Genomic DNA, 12186 nt, shown 5'->3' with positions numbered 1-12186 from the left:
ATGGCTTCACGCAACAAGAGCAGGCAGGCAGCGCGTCAGCGTCGTCATGTCCGTGTGCGCAAGCACCTCAGCGGCACCGCTCAGCGGCCCCGTCTCGTGGTGAACCGCTCGGCTCGCCACGTCTTCGTGCAGGTCGTCGACGACACCCGCGGCGTGACCGTCGCAAGCGCGTCGACTCTCGAAGCAGACCTGCGTGTCTTCGACGGTGATAAGACGGCGAAGGCCAAGAAGGTGGGCCAGCTCGTTGCCGACCGCGCCAAGGCGGCCGGTGTCGAGGCAGTCGTCTTCGACCGCGGCGGCAATCAGTACGCCGGTCGAGTCGCAGCAGTCGCTGACGGCGCACGCGAAGGTGGGCTGACACTGTGAGCGAACAGACGAAGACCGAAGCATCAAAGGAGCAGCAGGTGAGCGCAACCTCAGCTGAAGGCCAGGGCAAGAGCCAGCAGGCCACCGACCCCAACGAGCGCGAGCGTCGTCACGGGTCGCGCGAGCGCCAGCCCGGTCGCGATCGCGGCGATCGCGGCGGCCGTGACAAAGAGAGCCCGTTCCTCGAACGCGTCGTGACCATCAACCGTGTGTCGAAGGTCGTCAAGGGCGGTCGTCGCTTCAGCTTCACGGCGCTGGTCGTCGTGGGCGACGGCGACGGACTCGTCGGAGTCGGCTATGGCAAGGCCAAAGAGGTTCCGGCCGCGATTGCCAAGGGTGTTGAAGAGGCCAAGCGCAACTTCTTCCGCGTGCCGCGCATCCTCAAGTCGATTCCGCACCCTGTGCAGGGGGAGGACTCAGCCGGCGTCGTCCTGCTGCGTCCGGCGTCAGCCGGTACCGGTGTTATCGCCGGTGGCCCGGTGCGCGCCGTGCTCGAGTGCGCCGGCGTGCACGACGTGCTCAGCAAGTCGCTGGGGTCGTCGAATACGATCAACATCGTGCGTGCCACCGTTGCCGCACTCAAGCAGCTCGAGGAGCCGCAGGCCGTGGCAGCACGTCGTGGTCTGCCTCTCGACGAGGTCGCACCCGCGGCGCTGCTCAAGGCTGACGAGAAGGTGAGTGAGTGATGGCCAGCCAGCTGAAGGTCACCCAGGTCAAGAGCAAGTACGGGGCACGGCCCGAGCAGCGAGACACGCTTCGCTCACTCGGCCTGCGCCGCATCGGTCAGACAGTCATCAAGGATGACAACCAGGTGAACCGCGGGTATGTCAACGCGGTTCGTCACCTGATCAAGGTTGAGGAGATTTGAGCATGGCTGACAAGAAAGCGCCACAGGAAGAGGCGAAAGTGAGCCTGCTCAAGGTTCATCACCTTCGCCCCGCTCCTGGTGCCAAGAAGGATCGCACCCGCGTGGGTCGCGGTGAGGCGTCGAAGGGCAAGACCGCAGGTCGCGGCACCAAGGGCACCAAGGCTCGTTACCAGGTGCGTCCCGGCTTCGAAGGCGGGCAGATGCCGCTGCATATGCGCACCCCGAAGCTGCGTGGCTTCAAGAACCCGGCTCGCGTCGAGTACCAGGTCGTGAACCTGGTTCGCCTCGCGGCACTCTACCCCCAGGGTGGCCAGGTCACCGTTGACGATCTCGTCGCAAAGGGCGCCGTGCGCGCCGGCGAGCCTGTCAAGGTGCTGGGAACCGGTGAGATCACCGTCAAACTCGATGTTCGCGTTGACAAGATCTCGGCCTCGGCAAGCGAGAAGATTCTTGCTGCCGGTGGTTCGGTAGAGTAGTAAAGAATGTGTCGTCTCTCGACCGTGGCGTACGTCACGGTCGAGAGACGTCTCAACTTGACAGGAGCCTGAGGTTTGTCGAACGCCGTCGTCCGTATCTTGAAGACGCCTGATCTTCGAAAGAAGATTGGTTTCACGTTATTCATCGTTCTGCTGTTCCGCTTGGGCTCCTTCGTTCCCACCCCCTACGTCGATTACAGCGCTGTCAAACAGTGCATCAATCAGACATCGCAGACCTCGGGTCTGTACGAGCTCGTGAATCTGTTCAGCGGCGGTGCGCTGCTGCAGCTCTCGGTGTTCGCAATGGGCATCATGCCCTACATCACGGCCTCGATCATCGTCCAGCTGCTGCGTGTGGTCATCCCGCGTTTTGAAGAGCTGCACAAAGAGGGCGAGTCGGGTCGCGCCAAGATGACGCAGTACACCCGTTACCTCGCACTTGGCCTCGGTCTGCTCCAGGCCACCACACTCGTCACCGTCGCACGAACCGGCGCACTGTACGGCACAGCCTGCAGCGAGTCGCTCATCGTCAACGACCAGTGGTACACGATCGTGCTCATGGTGCTGACCATGACCGCCGGCACTGGCCTGATCATGTGGTTCGGCGAGCTCATCACCGAGCGTGGCATCGGCAACGGCATGTCACTGCTGATCTTCACTTCGATCGCCGCGCAGTTCCCCAGCCAGATGGGTGCCATCTGGAACGGCAACGGCGGGCCTCGTAACTTCTTCTTTGTACTGATCCTCGCATTGGTGCTCGTTGTGGCCGTGGTCTTCGTCGAGCAGTCCCAGCGTCGCGTTCCCGTTCAGTACGCCAAACGGGTCGTGGGGCGCCGCACCTACGGCGGCAACACCACGTACATTCCGATCAAGGTGAACATGGCCGGTGTCGTGCCCGTCATCTTCGCCTCGTCGCTGCTCTACCTGCCCGCACTGATCGCACAGTTCAACCAGGGCGACGGGTCACAGGAGCCACCAGCCTGGGTGCAGTTCATCTCGAACTACCTCACTCGTGGCGACCACCCCCTCTACATGGCGCTGTACTTCCTGCTGATCGTCGGCTTCACATACTTCTACGTCGCCATCACGTTCAACCCCGAGGAGCAGGCCGAGAACCTGAAGAAGTACGGCGGCTTCATTCCGGGCATCCGCGCCGGACGCCCGACCGCTGACTTCCTCAACTACGTGCTCAGCCGCATCACGTTCCCCGGCTCGATCTACCTTGGCATCGTTGCGCTGCTGCCGCTGATCGTTCTGGGCGGCCTCGGCGTCGGCCAGAACTTCGCCTTCGGCGGTACGTCGATTCTGATCATCGTCGGCGTCGGCCTTGAGACGGTCAAGCAGATAAACTCGCAACTGCAACAACGTCACTACGAAGGGCTACTCAAATGAGCAAACGACTGCTTCTCATCGGTCCGCCAGGAGCCGGCAAGGGTACGCAGGCCGCACGTCTGACGAAGAGTCTCGGTGTTCCGGCGATCTCGACCGGAGACATCTTCCGCGAGAACGTCAAGAACCAGACTGAGCTGGGCAAAGAGGCGAAGCGCTACATGGACGCCGGCGAGTATGTTCCCGACTCTCTGACGAATGCGCTCGTGCGCTCACGCCTCAACGAGGCAGACGCAGCCGAAGGGTTTCTGCTCGACGGCTACCCGCGCACGGCCGAGCAGGTCAAAGAGCTCGATGACATCCTCGGTGACGCCGGAAAGGCGCTCGACTCGGTCGTGCTCATCGAAGCCGATCAGAACGAGCTCGTCGAGCGGCTGCACAAGCGCGCCGTCGAGCAGGGTCGTTCGGATGACACCGAAGACGTCATTCGTCACCGTCTTGAGGTCTACGCAGAGCAGACGGCTCCGCTGATCGACACCTACCGCGAACGCGGCCTGCTCGTGACGGTCGACGGTCTCGGCGCGGTCGACGAGGTCACCGATCGCATCCTCGCCGGTCTCGGCGCGAAGTGATGTTTCGTCGACCCACTTTCGACTACAAGACTCCGCAGCAGATTCTGCAGCTGCGTGATGCGGCGATGGCCACTCGTCATGTGCTCGACGAGGTCACGAAGGCGATTCAGCCGGGAGCGACCACGCGACATCTGGACGACGTCGCACTGCGCACGCTCGCATCCGACGGCGCCACTGCCAACTTCGCTCTCGAAGACGACTACGTCGACGCGATCTGCGTCTCGATCAACGAACAGATCGTCCACGGCATCCCCGGCGACCGTGTCATCGAGCCCGGCGACCTGGTCTCAGTGGATGCCGGAGCACTGCTGAACGGATGGAACGGCGATTCGGCCGTCACTGTGCTCGTTCCCGGGGGAGACCCCGAAGTCAGTGCACGTCGGGCTGAGCTCAGCCGCGTCACTGAGCAGTCGATGTGGGCAGGGGCCGCAGCTCTGGCTTCGGCGAAGCATGTGAACCAGGTCGGCACGGCGATCGAGGACTACATCCTCGGTCAGGGCGACTATGGCATCCTGCGCGAGTACATCGGGCACGGCATCGGTCGCGAGATGCACGAAGATCCGCCGGTGTTCAACTACCACATCTCGGGCCGCGGTGCGAAGGTGCAGCCCGGGCTGGTCATCTGCATCGAGCCGATGCTGACCGCCGGCACCGAAGAAACCGTCATCGCTCCCGACGGATGGGCGATCTCGTCTGCCGACGGGTCTGACGGCGCACACTGGGAGGTGCAGGTTGCCGTGACCGATCGCGGCATCTGGGCGCTGAGCTACGCAGATGGCGGTGCGGCAGGGCTGGCGCCGTTCGGCGTCGTGCCGACTCCGCTGACAGCCTAGGTCGCATTCGCGACACGCCCGGTCTGTACAACCATCAAAAAAAGCCATAAGATGTTTAACTGGTGTCTTTTGGCATCGGTGTATCCACTCTAGAGATCAAGGCGGTAAGGCATACATGGCGAAAAAAGACGGTGTCATCGAGATTGAAGGTTCAGTCGTCGAGGCCCTCCCCAACGCCACGTTCCGCGTCGAGCTGACCAACGGGCACCTGGTGCTCGCGCACATTTCAGGCAAGATGCGTCAGCACTACATCCGCATTCTGCCCGAAGACCGCGTGGTCGTCGAGCTCAGCCCCTACGATCTCAGCCGCGGACGCATCGTCTACCGCTACAAGTAGGCCGAAGCACCACAATAAGCAGCATCGCTGACGAGAGTCAGCACACCCCTAGTCGGAGGCTGGGGCCGTGGAATCGTCTGAGCGATCAGGTGGACTCACGGAGATGCTGCCCGACACCTCCAATGCACCATAAGGAGCAGCCGCATGGCACGTCTAGCAGGCGTCGATCTGCCTCGCGAGAAGCGCGTGGAGATCGCACTCACCTACATCTTCGGCATCGGGCGCACGAGCGCGCTCAAGATTCTGGAGGCCACCGAGATCAGCGGTGACATCCGCGTCAAGGATCTGACCGACGATCAGCTCGTCGCACTGCGCGATTTCATCGAGCACAACTACAAGACCGAGGGTGACCTTCGCCGTGAGGTTGCCGCCGACATCCGCCGCAAGGTCGAGATCGGCAGCTACCAGGGTCTCCGCCACCGTCGTGGCCTGCCCGTGCACGGTCAGCGCACCAAGACCAACGCGCGTACGCGCAAGGGTCCGAAGCGCACCGTCGCAGGCAAGAAGAAGTAGTCCACAGGATTCAGGAGACAGAGCACAACAATGGCAGCACCGAAGTCAGCCGTGGCTCGTAAGCCACGCCGCAAAGACCGCAAGAACATCGCCGTCGGCCAGGCACACATCAAGTCGACGTTCAACAACACCATCATCACCATCACCGACACCACCGGGGCGGTCATCGCCTGGGCATCTGCCGGTGAGGTCGGTTACAAGGGCAGCCGCAAGTCGACGCCCTTCGCCGCACAGCAGGCGGCTGAGCACGCTGCGAAGCGCGCTCAGGATCACGGCGTCAAGAAGGTCGACGTCTTCGTGAAGGGCCCGGGGTCGGGTCGCGAGACCGCGATCCGTTCGCTGCAGGCCGCCGGCCTCGAGGTCGGGTCGATCAACGACGTCACTCCGCAGACGCACAACGGGTGCCGCCCGCCGAAGCGTCGCCGGGTCTGAATCGCTGCACGTTCGCGTCACCGGCGGCGTTCGCCCTAACGTCGCCGGTTTCGTGGTCATCATCCCAAATACCGGTCCTGGGAGGATTCCCAGAACACGCGAGTCGTCATATGGCGGTCGATTCGCCGAAAGGAAACACACGTGCTGATTGCACAGCGACCCACACTCACTGAAGAAGTCGTCTCAGAGAACCGCTCGCGGTTCGTCATCGAGCCGCTGGAGCCGGGGTTCGGCTACACGCTCGGCAACTCCATGCGCCGCACGCTGCTCTCGTCGATTCCGGGCGCGGCCGTCACCAGCATCCGCATCGACGGCGTGCTGCACGAGTTCACCACGGTTCCCGGTGTGGTCGAAGATGTCTCAGACATCATTCTGAACATCAAGGAGCTCGTCGTCTCGAGCGACCACGATGAGCCCATCACCGCGTTCCTGCGCAAGCAGGGTGCAGGTGAGGTCACAGCTGCCGACATCACCGTGCCGGCCGGCGTCGAGGTCTACAACCCCGATCTGGTGATCGCCACGCTGAACGCCAACGCGAAGCTCGACATCGAGCTGGTCATCGAGCGCGGCCGCGGCTATGTCACGGCGCAGCAGAACCGCAGCGAGTACGCCGAGGTCGGTCAGATCCCGGTCGATTCGATCTACTCTCCGGTCATGAAGGTCACCTACCGCGTCGAGGCGACTCGTGCCGGTGAGCGCACCGACTTCGACCAGCTGGTCATCGACGTCGAGACCAAACCCTCGATCTCGCCCCGCGACGCTGTGGCTTCGGCCGGCAGCACGCTCGTCGAGCTCTTCGGCCTGGCCCGCGATCTGAACACCGAGTCAGAGGGCATCGAGATCGGTCCGGCACCGGCAGACGTGGTGGCTCCCACCGAGCTGTCGACGCCGATCGAAGATCTCGATCTCTCAGTGCGCTCGTACAACTGCCTGAAGCGCGAGAACATCAACTACGTCAACGAGTTGGTGGCTCTGAGCGAGCAGCAGCTGATGAACATCCGAAACATCGGTCAGAAATCCGTCGACGAGGTCAAGGACAAGCTCGAAGAGCTCGGCCTCTCGCTGAAGGATGCAGTGCCCGGCTTCGACGGCGCCCACTTTTACACGGGCTTCGAAGACGACACGCAGGCCTGACCACACTTATAACTTTCTGACCGAAGAAGGAGACCACAATCATGCCGAAGCCCGCTAAAGGCCCGCGTCTCGGAGGCAGCCCCGCACACGAGCGGCTCATGCTGGCGAACCTGTCGATGCAGCTGTTCGAGCACAAGGCCATCACCACCACTGAGACCCGTGCCAAGCGACTGCGTCCGTTCGCCGAGCGTCTGGTGACGTTCGCGAAGCGCGGCGACCTGAAGTCGCGCCGCAAGGTGCTCGCGATCATCCGCGACAAGTCTGTCGTGCACGAGCTCTTCACTGAGATCGCGCCGCAGGTTGCCGACCGTGAGGGCGGCTACACTCGCATCGTCAAGCTCGGCTACCGCAAGGGTGACAATGCGCCCCTGGCGCGTATTGAGCTGGTGCTCGAGCCTGTCGTCAAGAAGAACCGCGGCGGCAAGCACGCGGCTGACGAGGCCGTCGAGGTCGCAGCCGACGTCGACGAGCAGATCAAAGAAGAGACCGTCGCCGTCGAGCCCGACACTCAGGTGCAGGGCTCAGAGTCGCAGATCGAGGCTGAGGCTCAGGCCGAGGCTGAGGTCGCCGAGGCCGCCGAGCAGGTCGACGAGGCCATCGAGGCTGATGAGACCAAGAAGGCTGACGCCAAGTAGTCGATCAGACTGATCTGAGAAGCCCGTCGTTCCGGTGATCCGGTTCGGCGGGTTTTTCGTCGTCTGCGGGCGTGGCAGCATGGTGTCGGCAGCACCGACGGATGAAGCAACGAGGCAGCCGGACATGGCTGAGCCAGGAACTGACGAAGACAGGAGCACCATGAGCGACCGAGGCGACAGCACCCGGGTGCGCATCGACCTCGCCTACGACGGCACCGACTTTCAGGGCTGGGCCGCGCAGCCGGGGCGGCGCACAGTGCAGGGTGTGCTCGAGGATGCCCTGGCGCTGATCCTGCGTGAGCCCGTCCGCACTGTGGTCGCGGGACGTACCGACTCCGGAGTGCATGCGACCGGTCAGGTGGTGCACGTCGACGTGCCGGTCGGTGCACTCGAACAGCTCGCGCGCGCCGACCATGCGAAGCGAAGCGCACGCCGAGCCGAGGCGTCGTGCGACGTGGGCGAACCGCTGCCGGAGCGCGCGGCACCTGTGCTGTGTTCTCGGCTGCGCAGCGTTCTCGGACGGGTGCCCGACCTGCTCGTCCGCAGTGTGCGCACGGCTGCTCCTGGCTTCGACGCCCGCTTCTCTCCGATCTGGCGCCGCTATGAGTACCGGGTCAGTGACGACTGGGGCACGCGCGACCCGCTGCTGCGACGACACGTGCTGGCATGGCCGCAGCGCGTCGACGTCGAACGCATGAATCGTGCGGCGCAGACTCTGCTCGGGCTGCATGACTGGGCAGCGTACTGCCGTCCGCGTGAGGGAGCGACGACCATTCGCGAGCTGCAGCGTTTCGAGTGGCGTCGCGACGCAGCCAGAGCCCCTGCCGTGACGTCTGCGGCGACGCCGAACGGCATCCTCATCGCGACGGTGCAGGCTGACGCATTCTGCCACCATATGGTGCGCTGTCTCGTCGGGGCGACGCTCGCCGTCGGCGCAGGAGATCTCGAGATCGACGACCTCGTGCGCCTGCGCGACCGAGGCAGCCGCGGTACCGAATACAAGATGGTGCCGGGCCACGGGCTGGTGCTCGCAGAGGTCGGGTATCCTGCTGACGCGGAGCTGGCGGTCCGGGCCGAACAGACTCGGGCCCGCCGAGACGGGGTGCATCCTGGCGGGTCCGAGTCGTTCAGCGACTGAGGGGTCGAAAGGTCTGGTGGCTCAGCAGCAGCGCGCCCCCGGGTTGGCCTCCTGTTCGCGTGCCTGCTCGCGCCAGAACTCGCGTTCGCTCATCACTGGCTTGCCGGGGTGCACCCGCTGACGGTGCGCGACGTAGTCGTTGTACGCGTTCGCCCCGAGCATGCCCCGCAGCAGACGGCGGATGCCGTTGAGCCAGACGAGCACGGCGTTCGTCGTGTGTGACGTTGCGCTGCTCATCCGCTCACGTGCACTTTCAGCTTCTCGGGGGAGACCTGCTCCCATTCGTGATTCAGATCGCTCTCTTCGCGTGACGCGATCAGCCCCGACGGTGCGTAGGTCTCGCTGGCGACCGGCGCCGGTTCGGTCGTCGGCAGCCCGTTGCCTCGCCAGGCCTGCACGATCTTGGTCAGCGCCGCGACGATCACGATGACGGTCAGCACGGCGAAGAGAATAGACAGCGAACCTTGGACTGCGGTGTTGCGGATCGTCGCCTCGAAGCTGGTGATCTGCGCGGCGACCTTCTCTTCGGCGATGGCGACGCCCGCGACCGTGCCAGACTCGCGCAGCTCGGCGAGCTTGCCCCGTGTCGCAAAGTGATTGGCCCAATAGCCGATCGTTGCGTTCGACGAGAAGATCTTGTACCACGAACCGGTCAGCGTGACGACGAGATCGAAGACCAATGGGATTCCGGTGATCCACAGGTACTTGAAGTACTTGCGGCCCTTCTTCGCGAAGATGGCGGTTGCGACGGCGAGGGCGATCGCGGCGAGCAGCTGGTTGGCCACGCCGAAGAGCGGGAAGAACGTGTTGATGCCGCCCAACGGATCGGTCACACCCAAGATCAGGATGTAGCCCCAGCCGGCGACCATGATCGCGGTTGCCAGCCACACACCCGGTCGCCAGTTGTTGTCTTTGAACCGTGGCCAGAAGTTGCCGACGGCCTCCTGCAGCTGGAATCGTGCGACACGCGTGCCGGCGTCGACCGCGGTCAGGATGAACAGCGCCTCGAACATGATTGCGAAGTGGTACCAGAACGCCTTCAGCCCGGGCGTGATGTTGTGCATGATCTCGGCGATGCCGACGGCCAGGGTCGGTGCGCCGCCGGTGCGCGAGACGATCGAGTGCTCGCCCACGTCGTCGGCGACCTGCTGCAGCATGCTGCCCTCGACGTGCACGCCGTTGAGACCCAGCGAGTTGACGAATTTGGCTGCGCCCTCGACCGTGCCTCCGGTCGCCGCGGCCGAGGAGTTCATCGCGAAGTAGATGCCTCGGTCGATCGAGAGGGCAGCGACGAAGGCCATCAGAGCGACGAGTGACTCCATGAGCATGCCGCCGTAGCCGATGAATCGAGTCTGCCGCTCTTTGTGCACCATCTTCGGGGTGGTGCCTGAGGCGATCAGCGCGTGGAAGCCGGAGAGCGCGCCGCATGCGATGGTCACGAAGAGGAACGGGAAGAGCGGGCCGCTGAACACCGGGCCGTCAGAGCGTGAGGCGTACTCGCTGAACGCCGGGACGTTCAGCTCGGGGCGCACCACCACGATCGAGACGGCGAGCAGCAGGATCACGCCGATCTTCATGAAGGTCGAGAGGTAGTCGCGCGGGGTCAGCAGCAGCCAGACCGGCAGAACCGCGGCGACGAACCCGTAGATGATGATCGCCCAGGCGATGGCGATGCGATCCATGTGGAAGATCGACTGGCCCCAATCGGTGTTCGAGACCCAGCCTCCGCCGATGATCGCAGCCAGCAGCAGGACGATGCCGATCACCGACACCTCCATGATCTTCCCCGGGCGCAGGTAGCGCAGGTACACCCCCATGAACAGGGCGATCGGAATCGTCATGCCGACGCTGAACACGCCCCAGGCGCTCTCACCGAGGGCGTTGACCACGACGAGCGCGAGAATCGCGACGATGATGATCATGATCGTCAGAGTCGCGATGATGGCCGCCGTGCCGCCGATGCGGCCGAGGTCTTCGCGAGCCATCTGGCCGAGCGAACGGCCGTTCCGACGTGTCGAGACGAAGAGCACGACGTAGTCCTGGACGGCTCCGGCGAAGATCACTCCGAGAATGATCCAGAGCGTGCCCGGCAGGTAGCCCATCTGCGCGGCGAGAACGGGGCCGACCAGCGGGCCGGCGCCGGCGATCGCGGCGAAGTGGTGGCCGAAGAGCACACGGCGGTCGGTCGCGACGTAGTCTTTGCCGTTCGCCGAGTACTCGGCGGGTGTGGCGCGGCGGTCGTTCGGACGCAGCAGCTTGCGCTCGACGTATTTGCTGTAGAACCGGTAGGCGATGAGGTATGAGGCGACGCCGGCGAAGACGAACCAGATGCCGTTGATGGTCTCACCGCGGCTGACCGCGAGAATCGTCCACCCGATCGCGCCGACGGCAGCGATGAGAATCCAGGTGATGACCTTGGCTGGGGTCCACTTCGGTTTGTCGAGAAGTTTGGGGTCTACCGCCGTGGGCGGCAGTGCAGGGTCTGAGACGAGCTTCGATTCATCCCACTCTGGTGGCGGTGTTGCGGCGGATGCCGCAGGCTGCCCGCCTGCAGTCGGCCGTCCTGAGGGTGTCGTCGTGGACATGGGGCATTCTCCTTTGAATGTCTCAGTGGTACCAATGTCACGCGAGCACATGCCGTGCCACCGGTACGCAGAATGATAGGGGATTCCTCGGACATTCACAGCTGGTTGTGACAGCGTGGGCGCGTCGGGCGGGGTCTGGCGGCATCGACGGCCGCACCCTGGACCCAGCGCCACACAGGTTGCTGTGGCTGCGCGCATTCGACTAGACTCTCTCTTTGGTATGCGCGGCTGAGCCTTGTGCAACAGCTGTGCTGCCCGACTTGAGCCCTCCACCGTCTGTATTCACACGACTGAGGATGCTCCAAACGTCTCGTTCGACTGGTCACGCATCGCGTGGACGATGTCGACTGCGGGGCGCGAGGGTGCATTCGACGCGCGGGAATCGCATCGGAGTGGGATTCACGAACACCTCAAATCGAGAGAGAGAAGCTAGTGACACGCACATACTCGCCGAAAGCCGGCGAAATCAAGCGCAACTGGGTCATCATCGACGCCACCGACGTGGTGCTCGGCCGACTGGCCAGCCACGCTGCCGCCATCCTGCGCGGCAAGAACAAGCCCACCTTCGTTCCTCACCTGGACACAGGCGACTACGTCATCATCATCAACGCCGAGAAGGTCGTGCTGAGCAACGGCAAGGCCGACAAGAAGATCGCCTGGCGCCACTCGAACTACCCGGGCGGCATCAAGGGAGTCAAGTACAGCGATCTGCTGCGCGAGAACCCTGAGCGCGCCATCGAGAAGGCCGTTCGCGGCATGCTTCCCAAGAACACCATCGGCCGCGAGCAGCTTGGCAAGCTCAAGGTCTACAAGGGTGCCGAGCACCCGCACGCCGCGCAGAAGCCGGTGCCGTACACCTTCAGCCAGATCGCCCAGTGACCGGCGCCGAGAGACTTTCACAGGAGAAC

General features: G+C 63.8%; 16 protein-coding genes. 14 read left to right on the top strand and 2 right to left on the bottom strand.

Features of this window, described 5'->3' with window-relative positions:
• The 13 genes from rplR (at position 1) to F8O06_RS09845 (ending at position 8693) form a co-directional block, all read left to right on the top strand.
• Entirely contained in the window at positions 1-366 is a 366-nt protein-coding gene (gene rplR / locus F8O06_RS09905; RefSeq protein WP_158030754.1) for a 50S ribosomal protein L18, read from the top strand.
• Positions 367-404: 38 nt separating this feature from the next.
• Positions 405-1052, top strand: a complete 648-nt coding sequence (rpsE, locus tag F8O06_RS09900) for a 30S ribosomal protein S5 (RefSeq protein ID WP_158038444.1) — start codon at positions 405-407, stop codon at positions 1050-1052.
• A complete protein-coding gene (rpmD, locus tag F8O06_RS09895; RefSeq protein WP_158030756.1) occupies positions 1052-1234 on the top strand; it encodes a 50S ribosomal protein L30 in 183 nt (60 codons plus the stop codon). Before rpsE ends, rpmD begins: the two co-directional genes overlap by 1 nt.
• Before the next feature lie 2 nt (positions 1235-1236).
• The gene (gene rplO / locus F8O06_RS09890; RefSeq protein WP_158038443.1) at positions 1237-1710 is read left to right on the top strand and encodes a 50S ribosomal protein L15; all 474 of its coding nucleotides are present in this window, start codon (positions 1237-1239) and stop codon (positions 1708-1710) included.
• Between the two features lie 75 nt (positions 1711-1785).
• Positions 1786-3102 (top strand): preprotein translocase subunit SecY, encoded by a 1317-nt coding sequence (secY, locus tag F8O06_RS09885; RefSeq protein ID WP_158038442.1) that lies wholly within the window; start codon positions 1786-1788, stop codon positions 3100-3102.
• A complete protein-coding gene (locus F8O06_RS09880) occupies positions 3099-3671 on the top strand; it encodes an adenylate kinase (protein WP_158038441.1) in 573 nt (190 codons plus the stop codon). Before secY ends, F8O06_RS09880 begins: the two co-directional genes overlap by 4 nt.
• A complete protein-coding gene (gene map, locus F8O06_RS09875) occupies positions 3671-4504 on the top strand; it encodes a type I methionyl aminopeptidase (protein WP_158038440.1) in 834 nt (277 codons plus the stop codon). The genes F8O06_RS09880 and map overlap by 1 nt, the downstream gene beginning before the upstream one ends.
• A 115-nt stretch (positions 4505-4619) precedes the next feature.
• On the top strand, positions 4620-4841 hold the full coding sequence (infA, locus tag F8O06_RS09870) for a translation initiation factor IF-1 (protein WP_158030761.1): 222 nt from the start codon (positions 4620-4622) through the stop codon (positions 4839-4841).
• Positions 4842-4985: 144 nt separating this feature from the next.
• Entirely contained in the window at positions 4986-5354 is a 369-nt protein-coding gene (gene rpsM / locus F8O06_RS09865) for a 30S ribosomal protein S13 (RefSeq protein WP_158030762.1), read from the top strand.
• 30 nt (positions 5355-5384) lie between these two features.
• Positions 5385-5786 carry a 30S ribosomal protein S11 gene (rpsK, locus tag F8O06_RS09860; RefSeq protein ID WP_158030763.1) on the top strand — a complete coding sequence of 134 codons (402 nt, stop codon included), beginning with the start codon at positions 5385-5387 and terminating at the stop codon, positions 5784-5786.
• Positions 5787-5927: 141 nt separating this feature from the next.
• Positions 5928-6920 (top strand): DNA-directed RNA polymerase subunit alpha, encoded by a 993-nt coding sequence (locus F8O06_RS09855; RefSeq protein WP_158030764.1) that lies wholly within the window; start codon positions 5928-5930, stop codon positions 6918-6920.
• 41 nt (positions 6921-6961) lie between these two features.
• Positions 6962-7555: a 50S ribosomal protein L17 gene (rplQ, locus tag F8O06_RS09850; protein ID WP_158038439.1), complete on the top strand. Its 594-nt coding sequence runs from the start codon at positions 6962-6964 to the stop codon at positions 7553-7555.
• A 160-nt stretch (positions 7556-7715) separates the two neighbouring features.
• On the top strand, positions 7716-8693 hold the full coding sequence (locus F8O06_RS09845) for a tRNA pseudouridine synthase A (RefSeq protein ID WP_158038438.1): 978 nt from the start codon (positions 7716-7718) through the stop codon (positions 8691-8693).
• A gap of 21 nt (positions 8694-8714) precedes the next feature.
• Here the strand turns inward: F8O06_RS09845 and F8O06_RS09840 are convergent, their stop codons facing one another.
• Entirely contained in the window at positions 8715-8930 is a 216-nt protein-coding gene (locus F8O06_RS09840) for a YbdD/YjiX family protein (protein WP_158038437.1), read from the bottom strand.
• A complete protein-coding gene (locus tag F8O06_RS09835) occupies positions 8927-11278 on the bottom strand; it encodes a carbon starvation CstA family protein (protein WP_158038436.1) in 2352 nt (783 codons plus the stop codon). The genes F8O06_RS09840 and F8O06_RS09835 overlap by 4 nt, the downstream gene beginning before the upstream one ends.
• Before the next feature lie 432 nt (positions 11279-11710).
• Between F8O06_RS09835 and rplM the strand changes: the two genes are divergently transcribed.
• Positions 11711-12157 (top strand): 50S ribosomal protein L13, encoded by a 447-nt coding sequence (gene rplM, locus F8O06_RS09830; RefSeq protein WP_158030768.1) that lies wholly within the window; start codon positions 11711-11713, stop codon positions 12155-12157.
• Positions 12158-12186: the final 29 nt, after the last annotated feature.

Origin of the sequence: Pseudoclavibacter sp. CFCC 14310 (assembly GCF_008831165.1) — a bacterium.
Lineage (GTDB): Bacteria > Actinomycetota > Actinomycetes > Actinomycetales > Microbacteriaceae > Pseudoclavibacter_A.
This window is presented reverse-complemented; position numbering and strand designations above follow the sequence as displayed.

Excerpts from the sequence above, each read along its gene's own strand:
- rplR (WP_158030754.1), top strand. The coding sequence starts at position 1 with ATGGCTTCACGCAACAAGAGCAGGCAGGCAGCGCGTCAGCGTCGTCAT.
- rpmD (WP_158030756.1), top strand. The coding sequence starts at position 1,052 with ATGGCCAGCCAGCTGAAGGTCACCCAGGTCAAGAGCAAGTACGGGGCA.
- rplO (WP_158038443.1), top strand. The coding sequence starts at position 1,237 with ATGGCTGACAAGAAAGCGCCACAGGAAGAGGCGAAAGTGAGCCTGCTC.
- F8O06_RS09880 (WP_158038441.1), top strand. The coding sequence starts at position 3,099 with ATGAGCAAACGACTGCTTCTCATCGGTCCGCCAGGAGCCGGCAAGGGT.
- map (WP_158038440.1), top strand. The coding sequence starts at position 3,671 with ATGTTTCGTCGACCCACTTTCGACTACAAGACTCCGCAGCAGATTCTG.
- infA (WP_158030761.1), top strand. The coding sequence starts at position 4,620 with ATGGCGAAAAAAGACGGTGTCATCGAGATTGAAGGTTCAGTCGTCGAG.
- rpsM (WP_158030762.1), top strand. The coding sequence starts at position 4,986 with ATGGCACGTCTAGCAGGCGTCGATCTGCCTCGCGAGAAGCGCGTGGAG.
- rpsK (WP_158030763.1), top strand. The coding sequence starts at position 5,385 with ATGGCAGCACCGAAGTCAGCCGTGGCTCGTAAGCCACGCCGCAAAGAC.
- rplQ (WP_158038439.1), top strand. The coding sequence starts at position 6,962 with ATGCCGAAGCCCGCTAAAGGCCCGCGTCTCGGAGGCAGCCCCGCACAC.
- F8O06_RS09845 (WP_158038438.1), top strand. The coding sequence starts at position 7,716 with ATGAGCGACCGAGGCGACAGCACCCGGGTGCGCATCGACCTCGCCTAC.
- F8O06_RS09840 (WP_158038437.1), bottom strand. The coding sequence starts at position 8,930 with ATGAGCAGCGCAACGTCACACACGACGAACGCCGTGCTCGTCTGGCTC.
- F8O06_RS09835 (WP_158038436.1), bottom strand. The coding sequence starts at position 11,278 with ATGTCCACGACGACACCCTCAGGACGGCCGACTGCAGGCGGGCAGCCT.